The following is a 13,811-nucleotide window of genomic DNA, read 5'->3' on the forward strand; positions in this document are numbered from 1 at the left end:
CGCTTGCGTCGATTACGCTGCCGCGCGCGTCGCGCGGCCGAACAGCAGCCGGTCGAGCAACCAGACCGCGACGATCGTGATTCCCATCAGCGGGAAGACGATGCCGAGCAGCACGAGCCCGGCGATCCAGCCGCGCATCGGCGGCGTGCCGCGTTCGCGCGACGGTGCGCCCAGCTTTCCGGCCGGGCGGCGCTTCCACCACATCACGGTGCCCGTGACGGCCATCGCGGCCAGTCCGAGCGACAACACTGCGCAAATGATCTGGTTCGCGAGCCCGAAGTAGCGGCCCATATGCAGCGACGTGCCGTACGACACGGCCTGCGATACCGCGCCGTAGTCGTCGTAGCGGATGTCTTTCAATACCGCGCCGCTGTACTGGTCGACGTAGATCGTGCGTTCCGCTTTCGGGTCGGCCGGGAAGTACGACGCGGTGAACACGCCGTCCGCGCCGGACGGCAGCGCGAGCGTGTAGCCGCTCGTCACGCCCAGGCCGGCGACGGTCGCGATCGCGCGGGCCAGCGGCAACGGTGCGGGGGTCGGCGCCGACGGCGATTGCGGAACGGGCACGTTGCCGACCGCCCACGGCGTTTGCGGCAATGGCAGGTCGTCCATCACCATCCCCGGCATCGAATCGCTCGAATCGTGGTGATGGCCGGACGGTGCGGCGGCGTGCGCCGGCGCCTGCCCGGGCGTCGTGGCGGCGCCCGGTCGCGTCGAGCGCACCGATGAGCCGCCCCATGCGCCTTCCGGCGCGCCGAGGTTCACGGTCGCGGCGAGCGCCTTGAAGTTCTTGCCCCACGAGCCCGACCACGGCAGCCCCGTCAGGATGAACGCGACCGTGCCGGCCGCGAGCCAGATACCGGCTGTCGCGTGGAGGCTTTTCCACAGCGGCCGGCCGCGCAGCGACAGGTCGGGCCGCAGTGCGCGCCCGACGCGCTCGGCGCCGCGCGGCCACCACAGCGCGATGCCGGTGCCGATCATGACGAAGGTCCAGCAGGCGGCAAGCTCCATCAGCAGCTCGCCCGTCTTGCCGAGCAGCAGCTTGCGATGCAGCATCCGGTCGACCTGCATGAAACGGTTGTCGACGCTCAGCGTGCCGAGCACGCCGCCGTCGTACGGGTTCACGTACACGCTCTCGCGGCTGCCGTCGCGCAGCCGGAAACCATACTCGGCGCTGCGGTCCGGCGCGGTGGACACTTGCACGGACACCGGCGTTGCACCGGCCGGCATCGCGGTGCGTGCGCGTGCGAGCAGCGTGTCGGCGTCGAGCCGCGGCGTCGCGCGCGGTTCGACGATCAGCCGGTGCGGATAGAGCAGCGGCTCGATCTGCGGCTGGAAGCAATAGAGCGTGCCCGTGATCGCGAGGATCACGAGGAACGGCATCACGAACAGGCCGGCATAGAAGTGCCAGCGCCAGAGCGTCCGGTAACCGGCGCTTGCGGAACGGGTGGGCGAGATTGCCCGATCGACGGTCGTCGACATGGTGTCAGCTCCTCGTGAGCGTCGAGCGGCGGGGCCGGCGCGGGCCCGCTGCCGTCAACGTGCGTCGCACCCGCATGCGTGCAGGGGCGCAACGGGCGGCGCGGCGTCATGCGCAAGCGATGCGCAACGCGGCGCCGCCCGCGCGATGCGGGCATGCGGATGAACGCGTGAATCAGGTCGTGTGAAACGAACGGCGTGAAGGCGCATGCACATTGACGTGCACGCGCCGCAAGGCGGAACGTTCAGCAGAACAGAGGAGGTGCGCGGGAGGGCGGGCGATCGTCGAATATCGATCGCACGAAAGGGATACTGTCGAAATGAATGCGGAACCGTCGCGGCGCCGCGGCGGGAAACAGCAGCACCAGCAGCACGAACGACGCGAGTGCGGTGAATAGCGCTGCACCGAAGGCGCAGAGGCTCTCGCCGTTTCCGGAGGACGCGGTCTTGTCGGCGTGCGCATCATGCTTGAGCGCATCGACGAGCGCCAACGCGTCGTTGGCCGGCGTGATCGGCGCGCTCGCATCGAAGCGGGCGGCCAGTGCGGCGCCGGTGACGATCAGCGGGCCGCGGCCCGAACACAGCACCACCGAGCCCGCCTCCGGACCATCCGGATCGAGCATCACGGCGCCCGACATCAGCGCGCGGGACAGCAGCGTCACGAGGAGGAATCCCCACAGCAGTTGTCGCGCGACGCCTGGCCGGAGCAGGAAGCGGCGAAGTGCGTTCATGGCGCGCGATTGTACCTCCGTTTGCGGGGAGGGGCCGTCGGGCAGCACGGGTGGGCGGTCAGGCCCGGCCGAAGCCGGCCACGTTCAGGGCCGGCGGGGCGTATCGGCGGAACCGGGCGCGATGTCGTGTTCGCCTTCGGCTTCGTCGCCGGCCAGCAGACCGGAGAGATCGGCCGGCGACAGTCGCCGCATCGTGCGTTCGACGTCGTGATCGTAGCGGCGATCGTTCGGGTCGAGATGTTTCTGTGCCTTGCGCCCGTACCGCTTCGCGAAGACGCAGAGTTCGCCGGCCAGTCGCGATGTCCGGTTCGCGATGCTCATGCGGCGAGATTACCGGGCATCCGCGCACATCGGGAATGAGCGGGTTTGCCGCACGTGCCGTTCGCCGCAGACGATGCGTCGTGCCGGCTCAGACCGGATACGCATCGTCGACCTTCAGGTTCGCGAGCCGGAACAGCGTGCGCAGCGTCTGCGGATGAATGTCGCGGTGCGCGGCGAGCGACGTCAGCATGAAGTCGAGCACCTTCGCGTAGCGGAGCAGCACGAGGCAGCGTGCGAGATCGGGCGTGTGGCCGCGCATGTCTTCGGCGAGATTGACCATTTGCGTCGACAGCGTGCGGGCCATCTCGAGTTCCATCTGCTGTTTTTCGGTCCAGTCGGGCAGCGGCTGTTCGAGCACCTTCGCGAGAAAGAGCTGGAACGACGGATCGGACGAGTTGGGCAGCGCATTCATGAAGGGCCTCGTTGCATGTGCGGATCGTTCGGGCGGATTCTTGGACGCGCCCGAGGGGGGATTCCTGTCCGCGCGATGACCGGCGCGGCTTTTACCCGAATGGAATGCAGATTCCGTACCAGCGTCGTCAGACGATTGTTGAGTAATGTTGAGCAGTGATACGGCGCGGGTCGGCGAGTCCCGCCGGGACTGGATTGCGCAGTCGGTCGAGAAAGGTGTCTACGGACGGGAGGACCGGGGCGTCGGGTGCCCGACGCGGCCCGACGAGGCGAAATGCTTCACGGATGTAACGTAACGCCGGCATCGGACGCGTCGTGCGTTTCTGCCGACGAACGGCCGGAACGACGCGTGCAGCGCGGTCTGGCCACGTCTGCCGTACGTTCGGCGGCGGAAGGCGGCGGCACGGGACGACTGCCGTTGCATCGCGGGAACCGGCGGCGAATGCGCCGGTTGTTTCAAAACAGAGACACGCTTGCGCGGGGCAACCTGGTTGCACGGCCGCTGAACTGGCCCAGCGAATTGCTGGCCAACTGTTCATGGGCAGACGGCGTGCGTTTGCCAACAATCTCCGGATCATCCCTGCGAGGTTCGACATGAGCGTTCCCACCTTCTTCTCGGCCAACCTGCTGCTGGCGTACACGGCGTATTTCATCGGCACGGCCAGCCCGGGGCCGAGCAATCTGGCAATCATGTCGGTCGCCGCGAACCAGGGCCGCAAAGCGGCGCTCGCGTTCGCGCTCGGTGTGATCTCCGGGTCGATGTTCTGGGCGACGGTGGCCGCGCTTGGCGTGTCGGCCGCGCTGCTCGCGTGGTCGAAGCTGCTGGTCGCGATCAAGGTCTTCGGCGGGCTGTACCTGTTGTGGCTCGCGTTCAAGTCGGGGCGCACGGCGCTGTCGGGGCCGGCGGCGGCATCGGCGAACGCGGCGAGCGAGCCGCGGCTGTCGCGCTTCTACGTGCGCGGCGCGATGCTGCATTTGACCAATCCGAAGGCGATCCTCGTATGGGTGTCGATCGTCGCGCTGTCGTCGAACGGTGCGGGCGCGTCGCACGGCACCGTCGTGCCGGGCTGCCTCGCGATCGGCTGCGTGGTGTTCGGCGGCTATGCGCTCGTGTTCTCGATGGACGGTGCGCGCCGGTTGTACGTGCGCGGCCGCCGCGCGATGGAGGCGTGTCTGGCCGTCGTGTTCGGCGTGGCGGGGATCAGGTTGCTGGTGACCAACGTCCAGGGCGTACGATAGGTCGATTCACAAGCGATTTCCGATGGGGGGAAGATGGGCCGCAACCTCGAAATCTGGCGTATCGCCATGGTGCTGGCGCCGACGAGCCTGCGTAGTCGAATCCATGCGTTTCCAGGCGATCGGTCGCGGAATGCCAACTGGACGCTGGAACAGCAGCAGGAATATATCGATGCGATCCTCCGCGACCGGTGGGTCGACACGCAAGTGTGGATGCGCACATCGGGAGACGACGGGTTTGCGCGTTTCGGGGTGGTTGACGGGATGCGGCGTCTCAGGACGATCTGGCAATTCGGAGATGGCACGTTGCCGCTATCAGGCTCGTGCGACCCGATCGACGGCGAAGTCGTGGCAGGGATGCGATACGACGAACTGCCGGAAGCCGTTCTGGCGCGATTTCTGGCATACGAGTTTGCCGTGTTTTCATTCGACGGCGACGACGTCGTTGACGTGTTCGAGCGCGTCAATCGCGTGGCCGAGCCGCTCGGCGCAATTGAACACGGGAACATGACGTGAGTCGATTTCGCGCCATCGTGCCGGGCCTGCTGGGCGCGGGGCTGTCTGTTTGTCTGGCGTTCGGCTGTGCCGCTCGCGAGCCGGCGTTGCCTGACATATCCACCGCGCAGGCCCCCGTGCTGCGGGATCTCGCCGACATTCGCCTCGCGGTCGAATCGATCGACTGCGACGACCTGAATCAATGTTCGGTCGTGGCGCGAGGCGTCTACCAGGGCCGGACGGTCGGTCTCAAGGTCGTGTTCGGCGTGCGTGCCGGCACCGGCCGGGGAATTGCCTACCAGTCGATCGGCGGCGAGAGTGACGCGTTGCTGGACGCGATGGCAACACGCTACGGACAGCCACTGTCGTCGCCGCATTTTGCGGCGCGCGTGTCCGGCGACATGATCGTGCTGAGCGGGGATCTTCGTCGCGTTCGTACGTCGCCGGTGCAGGCGAAGGTGTTTCTCTTCGCGAATGGCGCCGAATCGAGCAACGCCGAGCTGTACACGAACGTCGACGCAACGCGCGGCGTGCTCGAGATTCTTGAAAAGGACCCGAGCTACCGCCGGAATGTACTGGCGGCGCTCGCACGGTAGGCGGGCAACCGCCGCGGCTTCGCCGAGGGCCTGGCGATCGGGCGGGCGCTGCGACACCCGCCGCGTGCGTCAGAAAATGAAGCCCGTGTTGATGAACTTCGAGTGGTGATCCGACACGATCGAATCGAGCAGCTGCTTGCTGCCGTCGGTCTGCTTCGCGGCGACCATCGAGCGGATCGAGAACGCGCGCAGCGCGTCGCTCACCGACAGTGTGCCTTCGGCCGAATCCTTGCGCCCCGCGAACGGGAACACGTCGGGCCCGCGCTGGCACTGGCAGTTGAGGTTCACGCGGCACACCTGGTTCACGAGCGGATCGACGAGCGCGCCGATCTGCGCCGGATCGGAACCGAAGATGCTGACCTGCTGGCCGTGATCCGACGTCGTCACGTAGTCGAGCGCGGTCTCGACGTCATCGAACGGCGCGACCGGAATGATCGGCCCGAATTGTTCCTCGCGGTACAGCTTCATCCCTTCGGATACCGGATACACGACGGCCGGGTAGAACAGCGTCTTGCTGAACTCGCCGCCCGAGTGATTGACGACCTGCGCGCCCTTGGCCTTTGCATCGTCGATCGCGTCCGTCATGTACGCCGTGCGATGCATGCCCGGAAGCGGCGTGATGCTGACGCCTTTCTCCCACGGCATGCCGATCTTCAGCTGTTCGAGCGCAGCGGTAAAGCGCTTCAGGAATTCGTCGACGATCGAGCGATGCACGAGCAGCATCTTCAGCGCGGTGCAGCGCTGGCCGTTGAACGACAGCGCGCCGAGCAGGCACTCCTTCACGGTCAGGTCGAGATCGGCGTCGGGCAGCACGATCGCCGCGTTCTTCGCGTCGAGGCCGAGGATCGCGCGCAGGCGGTGCGACTTCGGGTGCTGCTTCTTCAGGTGATCGGCCACCTTGCTCGACCCGATCAACGCGAGCACGTTGATCTTGCCCGACGCGAGCATGTGCGGCACGACCACCGCGCCTGGCGCGTAGATCGTGTTGATCACGCCCTTCGGGAACGCGTCGCGGAACGCTTCGAGCAGCGGCTCGAACAGCAGCGTGCCGTACTGGGGCGGCTTGAACACCACGGTGTTGCCCATCAGCAGCGCGGGGATCAGCGTTGCGAACGTCTCGTTCAGCGGATAGTTGTACGGGCCCATGCACAGCACGACGCCGAGCGGCGTGCGGCGGATCTGGCCGATCGTGCCTTCGGCGATCACGAAGCGCGAGTTCGCGTTGTCCAGTTCCTTCAGCGCGTCGATCGTCTGCGTCATGTACGTGACGGTGCGATCGAATTCCTTCTGCGAATCGGCGAGGCTCTTGCCGATTTCCCACATGATCAGGTTCACGACGAGTTCGCGTTGCGCGACCATCCGCTTGATGAAGTCCTGCATGCACGCGATGCGTTGCTCGACCTTCATCGTCGGCCACTCGCCACGGCCGGCATCGTATGCGCGCACCGCGGCGTCGAGCGCCGCGTCGCTTTCCGTTTCGCCCATCACCGGGTAGCTGCCGATCTCGACCTGCTCGACGCTGCCGTCCGCCTGTCGCACGCACACGGGCGACAGGACGGTCTTGGTCGCGCCGTCCCACGGTCGCAACGCGCCGTCGACGAGCGACACGCGCTGGTGGATCGGGGCGGTGAGCCGGAATTCGGCGGGGATGTCCTGATAGGCGGGAAACAGCTGCTGCAAGGAGGCGGAATCGGGCATGACGGTCTCGTTTGACGGGGTGTCCGGAAGGGACGGGCGATGCGAATCCTGAGCTGAATGATCCTCGATCCTGAATCGGCATCATGACGCGCACGCGACTGCGCGTCACGCGGAACCCTGGCCGATTCAACGAATGGAACCAGTTCCATTAAAAAGGAACGCCGTCTCGAATGCAAGGATGGCTGAATGGCATCGCACGAACCGTAAGTATTTGGAAAGACTGTTGACGAATGGCCGGTATAACGTGCCTGGTGCAACCGCAAACGTTTCACTTTGGCCGGATTGGGCGGATAATGGCGCAGCGCGGCGAAGAAAAAAATGAAGTGAGCCTGAGAGCAGACGTAGTGAAGAATAGAAGTAGGTCCGCCGCGTTGCCGATGCGAGGTCGGCTGCCCGGAGCGCCGGGTCGGGGTTGCCCGGTCCGGCGCGCACCGGACCTTTGAATCCGTTCCGCCTGCCCGCCCCGATCCTTCGTGATCCTCTCCAATCTCGTCCCTTCCGTTTCCCGGCTCCCGTATTCGATGTGATCGCCGCTACGCGATCCGGTCGACCCTGTTCTTTCATTTCCATTACGTTCCGGGCGCATTCATCCCGTCGAACGGAAAGGCATTCGTCAGGAATGCAGATCGCCATGTGCGCGCACGTTGCGGACAGGCGACACGTTAAAAATTAACTAAAAATACGAATCATTCTCGTTTATTATTTCGCCCGATTACGAGCCATGACGGGATGTCACGGCTGGTTCATGCCGGGCGTGCCGGCCGGCATCCATCCGTGCCGGTCATTCGCCGGCCGGCATGCGCAACGGGCGATCCTCCGCGCGCGTCATCTCCTTCACGGAAAGGGCTTCACCCGCCGGTTCGTCGCGTGATTCGCGCATTGGCCGGGTGTGCTTCCGTTCGCCGCATTTCTTCACCACCTCTACGTTCACGATGAAACTCAACAAGAGCGCCTGCCATGCGCTTCTGATCGCCACGTCGCTGGCTGGCGCACGCACTTCGTTTGCACAGGCGAGCGAAGCCGCCGCGACCTTGCCCGCGATTTCCGTCAACGCGGCCGCCGAGCATGCGTCGTACGACGGCGGACACTCGCGTGCAGCGACCAAGACCGACATGTCGCTGATGGACGTGCCGCAGACGGTGAACGTCGTCCCGCACGCGGTGATCGAGGACCAGAACGCGACGTCGATGCAGGACGCGCTGCGCAACGTGCCGGGCGTCGGCTTCTCGGTCGGCGACGGCCAGCGCGACCAGATCACGATCCGCGGTTTCAACAGCATCACGGACCAGTACGTCGACGGCATTCGCGACGATGCGCTGTACTACCGCGACCTGTCGAACGTCGATCGCGTCGAGGTGCTGAAGGGGCCGGCGGCCGTCCTGTACGGGCGCGGTTCGGCGGGCGGCATCGTGAACCGCGTGCTGAAGCGGCCGCTGGCGGCCCCGGTGAACGACGTGGGCGTGACGCTCGGCACGCGCGGCGAGCGGCGCGGCGAATTCGACCTCGGCTGGAACGCGAACGATGCGGCGCGTTTTCGCGTCACCGGCGCGGCCGAGAACTCGAACAGCTTCCGCGACCAGTTCCAGCTCAACCGCCAGGCGATCGCGCCGTCCGCGCAGTTCAAGCTCGACAGCGACACGGTGCTGAACGTCGAATTCGACTACCTGCACGACCGCCGCACGTCCGACCAGGGCCTGCCCGCGTATCTCGGCCGGCCGGTCGACGTGCCGATCAACACGTATTACGGCTCGGCCGATGCGGCGAACAGCTCGTACAACGACATTTCCGCGAAGAGCGCGACGGTGTCGCTCGATCACCGCTTCAACGATTCGCTGTCGTTCCACGGCGCGATCCGCGCGTACGACTTCTCGCTCGAGCGCAAGAACTACGTGACGTACGAGCCGATCAAGACCGCCGCGCACCCGGTTGTCACGCTCGACCAGTCGACGCGCCAGCGCACCGATCACGGCATCGACGGCCTGTTCGAACTGACGCAGAAGACGTCGTTGTTCGGCATGCGCCACGAGCTGCTGTACGGGCTCGAACTGTCGCAGCAGCAGAAGTTCGACACGATCTACAGCGTGACGAAGGTCGCGACCTACGATCTCTTCAATCCGCAGCCGGTGATCCTGCCCGGCGTGCCGACCGGCGCGCGGGCGAAGACGAACGCATCGACGGTGGTCGGGCTCGCAGGCGTCTACGCACAGGACCTGATTTCGCTGACCGAACACTGGAAGGTGCTCGCCGGTTTGCGCTTCGACTACCTGAACCAGATCCGCCACGACTACACGTCGTCGAACGTCAACCTCGACCGCACCGATCATGCGTGGAGCCCGCGCGTCGGCCTGATCTACGAACCGCTCGACTGGCTGACGCTGTACGGTTCGTTCAGCCAGTCGTTCTCGCCGCTCGCCGACACGCTGATCAGTTCCGGCGCGTTCTCGAACGGCGCCGCGCTCGCGCCGCAGAAAACCACCGCGTATGAAGTCGGCTCGCGCTTCGACCTCGGCGGCAAGGCGACGGCCAGCGTTGCGCTGTTCGACATGCGCCAGACCAACCAGCAGATCGGCGATCCGGCGAATCCCGGCTATGCGCTGCCGATCGGCACGCAGCACGTGCGCGGGATGGAGCTCGGCTTCACCGGCGAGATCGCGCCCAGGTGGTCGGTGTATGCGGGTTACGCGTATATGAACGGCACGGTTGACGGTTCCGCGCAATCGACGGCGGCTGGCCTCGCGGTGTCGAGCAACACGCCGGGGCTGATGCCGCGCCACAGCGCGAACCTGTGGCTCAAGCGCGAGCTGCCGTACGGTTTTTATGCTGCGGCCGGCATGCAGTTCCAGTCGGCGCGCTATACGTCGGCGAGCGATCTCGTCACGCTGCCGTCGTTCACCGTGTTCAACCTGGGGGCCGGCTATCGCAGCAAGAAGGTCGACGTGACGCTCACGCTCGACAACCTGTTCGATCGCCGCTACTTCATCGCCGCGCACGGCAATGCGGACCTGTACAACATGCCCGGCGATCCGCGTACGCTGACTGCCACGGTGAAGTGGCATATGTAACGCCCGTCACGCCCGTCACGCACGCGCCGTGCGCGACAATGCGGGTCGTCGTCACGATGACCCGCACCGTGTTGCCCATGATCCGCCAAATGATTGATGTGTTGAGCATGACCGGCCGCGCCCGCGTGCCGGGTATCGTATTGTTGCTGGCGTGCGGCTCGGTCGTGGCCGGCGAGCAGCCGATCCCGGCGGATGCCGAGCCGGAATGCCATGCGGTGCATGTCGACCGGGCGATCACGCTGTCGGGCCGCTTCGCGGTCGATTTCGACGACGATACGATCGGGCCGGACGTGTGGTTCGAAGAAGACGCTGCGTCGGCGAAGCGCTTGCCCGACCGCTCGCAACGCGCGGGCGTGATCGTTTTCACGAACCAGGAGGATGCGCGACGCGGACTGCGGCTGCCCGCCGCGCAGCCGCGCGGCGTGTGCCGGCTCGACGGGCGCGCGACGGTCGTGATCTGCGATCTGGATACGGCGTGCCCGGGGCTGGAAACGCCCGATAGTGCGCGGCTGGTGAAGGTCGTCACGGCTGGCCCGCCGGCGCGGCATGCATGCAACGCCACCGCCCCATGACGTTGGCGCGACAGCGCCGTTACTCGACGTCCTCGTCATCCTCCAGGCCGTCATCCGCCGCCGCGCCCTCCGGCGCCGCATACGCGCTCGCCTGCTCGAGCAGCCAGCCGCGAAACGATTCCAGCGGCTTGCTGTGGCTGAATTCCGTCGGATACACGAGGTAGTACGCCGAATCGCCGACGGTGGCCGCATCGCACGGCACGACGAGGCCGAGCTGCTGCAACTGTTCCTCGACGAAGAACTTCGGCACGAGCGCGACGCCGAGCCCGGCCGCGGCCGCGCTGATCAGCATCGTGTGCAGCTCGTAGCGCACGCCCTGCATCGTGCGGATGTCCTCGATGCCATGTGCCTCGAACCATTGCGCCCACGCGCCGGGACGCGTCGTCGAGTGCAGCAGCGGATACGCGAGCAGATCCTCGACGCGCTCGACGGGCCCGTCGAGCAGCGCGGGCGAGCAGATCGGCACGACTTCCTCGCCGAACAGGTAGTCGGACGACGTGCCGGGCCAGGTCGGCTTGCCGTAGTGGATCGCGGCTTCGAAGTGGGTGTCCTCGAACGAAAACAGGTCGGTGCGGCTGCCCATGTTCACGCGCACGTCGGGCGTGCGGTCGTAGAAGCTCTTGATGCGCGGGATCAGCCAGTGCGACGCGAAGGTCGGCAACACCGCGAGTTCCAGGTAGCCGCCGCCGCTGCCGTGCGCGATGATCGACAGCGTGTCGCGGTCGAGCGTTTCCAGCGCGCGCCGCACCTGCGTGCCGTACAGCTTGCCGGCGCGCGTCAGCACGACGCGCTGCTTCACGCGGGCGAACAGCCGTACGCCGAGGCTCGCCTCGAGCGTCGCGATCTGGCGCGATACCGCGCTTTCGGTCAGGAACAGCTCCTTGGCCGCGTGCGTGAAGCTTTCGTGGCGCGCGGCGGCTTCGAAAGCCACGAGCGCGCCCATGTTGGGAATCTTGAATTTACGCATGATGCTCGATTTGTCTGACGAACGGGCCCGCGCCGAGTGGGGGCGGAAGGCAGGCGAGGAACGGCTAATAATTCCAAAAACTCATCACGTGTCAATTTAATCTCGCTTTACGCCCCACTGCAACCCTTTGAATAATGCTCCCCACGCAAGGTCAGGCGCCCGTGGGGCGGCCGGCCAACGAGTTGCCGGCACGTTTGCCGGCGGTCCCCCGAGACGAGAATCCTGATGCGCAATCCGAATATCGAGAGCTTGCTGACGAAGCTGCTGGGACAGGCGAAGACCGACGCCCTGTTCTCGACCCTGAACATGCCGGCCATCCTCGAAGAATGGGAAGACGGCGTCGTGACGCGCGCGGAAATCGCGCAGGCGATGAACATGGCGCTGTTCGAAGGGCTGCTCGAGCGTTCGGCGAACGGCCGCGTGTACACGGCCGAAGCGATCGAAAGCGGCGGCTCGGTCTATTTCGACCACGGCGCGCTGCGCACGGTGCGCTGGCCGAACACGGGCGCGCTGCCGCCGGGCGAAGCCGCGTTCACGCGCATCCTGCGTCCGCTCGGCTTCCGCCTGAACGGCCGTTACCCGCTCGACAAGCTCGGCATGACGGGCCGTGCGTATGCGCATGAAGATGCACCGGACGAAATCGCGCAGTTCTTCGTCAGCGAGCTGCATCCGGAACGTTTCTCGAAGGAATTCCAGCAGGCCGTGACGAACGTCGTCAGTTCGTCGCGCGATCCGCTGTCGCCGGCGGCCGTCGCGCTGCTGTGGGAAGTCGAGCGTGAGGGCTGGCTGTCGCTGGAAGCCGCGCACGCGCTGCTGCCCGAGATCGTCGGTGCGTTCGCGCGCCAGCACGACCTGCCGAACGAGCTCGACTACGAAACGCTGCTGATGGAATCGGCGGAAATGGCGTGGATCTCGACCGAAGGCAACGCGTTCAACCACGCGACCGACCGCGTCGCCGACGTGTTCAAGCTGTCGGACGACGAGAAGGCAAAGGGGCGGCCGATGAAGCCGGAAGTCGAGCGTTCGCGTTCGGGCCGCGTGTTCCAGACCGCGTATCGCGCGGATACCGTCGAGCGCGAGTTCCGTACGCGCGACGGCGGCACGGTGAAGCGCAACGTGCCGGGTTCGTTCTACGAGTTCATCACGCGCAAGCGCACGTTCGACCAGGGTGCGCGCCGCTGGGTGACCGACCTGCGCTTCGACGCAGGCAACGCGCAGGGCATCTTCAAGATGACGGCGAACGCGGCGAAGTAACGAAGCACCGCCATAGCCGTGACGAACCGGTCGGGCAGGGCGTGCAGGCGTCCTGCCCGATTTGCGTTTGACGGCCGCGATGCCGCGGAGCGCGCGTGCGTTCGAGCGGCAGCGGCGGAGCGCCGTGCCGCGGTCGATTGCGTCGCCGGGAGGATGAGGGTGCCGCGAAGGCGGCGGGCGCGTGCCGGGCGCCGCGCCGTCAGAAGACGTGCGTGATCAGATAGAACAGCACCAGCAGCCCGAACGGCACGCCGAGCAGCCAGGCGATCAGGTATTTGCCCATGTCGTCATCCTGATGGCCGCGACGCCATCGGCGCCGCGGCGGGTGAAGTAGCCGGAGGCGTTACAGTTCGCGATCGAATTCCTTCAACTGCTTCTCGGCCGCGTCGCGGGCGATCCCGTAACGTTCCTGGATCTTCCCGGCCAGATAGTCGCGATTGCCTTCCGCGACCGCGAGATCGTCGTCGGTCAGCTTGCCCCACTTGGCCTTCAGCTTGCCGGTGAGCTGCTTCCACTGGCCCTTGATCTTGTCCTCGTTCATCGTGTGCTCCTGTGTCGTAACGGGAAAACTGCGGGAGTAGGCGCGCGGCAACCGCCGCGCGGTAAGTCAGGCCTTCGCCTTCAGGCCGGATGCGTCGACGTGCTTCACGCCCTTCACGGCGCGCGACACGGCGATCGCCTTCTTCACGGCGATCTTGGACGGCAGCACGCCCGTGAGCGTGACCACGCCGTCGACCGTCTTCACGCTGACGTCGGTGCTCTTCACGCCTTCGGTGGTCGCAAGCTCACCCTTCACCTTGGTCGTGATCCACGTGTCGGTGACGGGCTGGTTCGAATGGACCTGCGTGCCGTTGTCGGCCGAGGCGTCCTGCGCAACCGCGTTCGTGAGCGGTGCGGCGCCGAGCAGGAACGCCGCGCTGACGGCGAGCAGCGTCGAAAGATGCGGGGTCTTCTTCATGGATGGGTTCTCCGTCGGTTGGCGAGTCGAA

At 66.1% G+C, this 13,811-nt stretch carries 15 protein-coding genes; 6 read left to right on the forward strand and 9 right to left on the reverse strand.

Features of this window, described 5'->3' with window-relative positions; genetic code table 11:
- Positions 1–12: 12 nt before the first annotated feature.
- From OHZ10_RS20975 to OHZ10_RS20990, 4 genes are all read right to left on the reverse strand, one after another.
- A complete protein-coding gene (locus OHZ10_RS20975) occupies positions 13–1,482 on the reverse strand; it encodes a PepSY domain-containing protein (RefSeq protein WP_342705694.1) in 1,470 nt (489 codons plus the stop codon).
- A gap of 242 nt (positions 1,483–1,724) precedes the next feature.
- The gene (locus OHZ10_RS20980) at positions 1,725–2,210 is read right to left on the reverse strand and encodes a hypothetical protein (RefSeq protein ID WP_342705695.1); all 486 of its coding nucleotides are present in this window, start codon (positions 2,208–2,210) and stop codon (positions 1,725–1,727) included.
- Between the two features lie 84 nt (positions 2,211–2,294).
- The gene (locus OHZ10_RS20985; RefSeq protein ID WP_174993367.1) at positions 2,295–2,531 is read right to left on the reverse strand and encodes a hypothetical protein; all 237 of its coding nucleotides are present in this window, start codon (positions 2,529–2,531) and stop codon (positions 2,295–2,297) included.
- A gap of 88 nt (positions 2,532–2,619) precedes the next feature.
- On the reverse strand, positions 2,620–2,943 hold the full coding sequence (locus tag OHZ10_RS20990; RefSeq protein WP_059237706.1) for a hypothetical protein: 324 nt from the start codon (positions 2,941–2,943) through the stop codon (positions 2,620–2,622).
- 593 nt (positions 2,944–3,536) lie between these two features.
- Between OHZ10_RS20990 and OHZ10_RS20995 the strand changes: the two genes are divergently transcribed.
- The 3 genes from OHZ10_RS20995 to OHZ10_RS21005 are packed head-to-tail and all read left to right on the forward strand — an operon-like array spanning position 3,537 to position 5,269.
- Positions 3,537–4,181 (forward strand): LysE family translocator, encoded by a 645-nt coding sequence (locus tag OHZ10_RS20995; protein WP_342705696.1) that lies wholly within the window; start codon positions 3,537–3,539, stop codon positions 4,179–4,181.
- Between the two features lie 33 nt (positions 4,182–4,214).
- Positions 4,215–4,694 (forward strand): hypothetical protein, encoded by a 480-nt coding sequence (locus OHZ10_RS21000; protein WP_342705697.1) that lies wholly within the window; start codon positions 4,215–4,217, stop codon positions 4,692–4,694.
- Entirely contained in the window at positions 4,691–5,269 is a 579-nt protein-coding gene (locus tag OHZ10_RS21005; RefSeq protein ID WP_174993370.1) for a hypothetical protein, read from the forward strand. The genes OHZ10_RS21000 and OHZ10_RS21005 overlap by 4 nt, the downstream gene beginning before the upstream one ends.
- 69 nt (positions 5,270–5,338) lie before the next feature.
- Here OHZ10_RS21005 and OHZ10_RS21010 read toward each other — a convergent pair whose 3' ends face one another.
- Both OHZ10_RS21010 and OHZ10_RS21015 read right to left on the reverse strand, forming a co-directional pair.
- The gene (locus OHZ10_RS21010; RefSeq protein ID WP_059237703.1) at positions 5,339–6,967 is read right to left on the reverse strand and encodes an NADP-dependent glyceraldehyde-3-phosphate dehydrogenase; all 1,629 of its coding nucleotides are present in this window, start codon (positions 6,965–6,967) and stop codon (positions 5,339–5,341) included.
- Between the two features lie 781 nt (positions 6,968–7,748).
- Positions 7,749–7,910 carry a hypothetical protein gene (locus OHZ10_RS21015; RefSeq protein WP_155627227.1) on the reverse strand — a complete coding sequence of 54 codons (162 nt, stop codon included), beginning with the start codon at positions 7,908–7,910 and terminating at the stop codon, positions 7,749–7,751.
- On the opposite strand from OHZ10_RS21015, the gene OHZ10_RS21020 reads away from it, so the two are divergent.
- The gene (locus tag OHZ10_RS21020) at positions 7,900–10,029 is read left to right on the forward strand and encodes a TonB-dependent receptor (RefSeq protein ID WP_059237702.1); all 2,130 of its coding nucleotides are present in this window, start codon (positions 7,900–7,902) and stop codon (positions 10,027–10,029) included. The two genes, OHZ10_RS21015 and OHZ10_RS21020, sit on opposite strands and share 11 nt — an antisense overlap.
- Positions 10,030–10,118: 89 nt before the next feature.
- Positions 10,119–10,601 (forward strand): hypothetical protein, encoded by a 483-nt coding sequence (locus tag OHZ10_RS21025; RefSeq protein ID WP_342705699.1) that lies wholly within the window; start codon positions 10,119–10,121, stop codon positions 10,599–10,601.
- A 19-nt stretch (positions 10,602–10,620) separates the two neighbouring features.
- Here the strand turns inward: OHZ10_RS21025 and OHZ10_RS21030 are convergent, their stop codons facing one another.
- The gene (locus OHZ10_RS21030; protein WP_059237701.1) at positions 10,621–11,568 is read right to left on the reverse strand and encodes a LysR family transcriptional regulator; all 948 of its coding nucleotides are present in this window, start codon (positions 11,566–11,568) and stop codon (positions 10,621–10,623) included.
- Positions 11,569–11,793: 225 nt separating this feature from the next.
- On the opposite strand from OHZ10_RS21030, the gene OHZ10_RS21035 reads away from it, so the two are divergent.
- Entirely contained in the window at positions 11,794–12,822 is a 1,029-nt protein-coding gene (locus OHZ10_RS21035; protein ID WP_059237700.1) for a DUF1338 domain-containing protein, read from the forward strand.
- A 343-nt stretch (positions 12,823–13,165) separates the two neighbouring features.
- On the opposite strand, the gene OHZ10_RS21040 is transcribed toward OHZ10_RS21035, so the two are convergent.
- Positions 13,166–13,363: a CsbD family protein gene (locus tag OHZ10_RS21040; RefSeq protein WP_048251752.1), complete on the reverse strand. Its 198-nt coding sequence runs from the start codon at positions 13,361–13,363 to the stop codon at positions 13,166–13,168.
- Between the two features lie 66 nt (positions 13,364–13,429).
- Positions 13,430–13,780 carry a BON domain-containing protein gene (locus OHZ10_RS21045; protein WP_059237699.1) on the reverse strand — a complete coding sequence of 117 codons (351 nt, stop codon included), beginning with the start codon at positions 13,778–13,780 and terminating at the stop codon, positions 13,430–13,432.
- Positions 13,781–13,811: the final 31 nt, after the last annotated feature.

The sequence above is a fragment of the Burkholderia arboris genome (assembly GCF_038723655.1).
GTDB classification, from domain to species: domain Bacteria; phylum Pseudomonadota; class Gammaproteobacteria; order Burkholderiales; family Burkholderiaceae; genus Burkholderia; species Burkholderia arboris.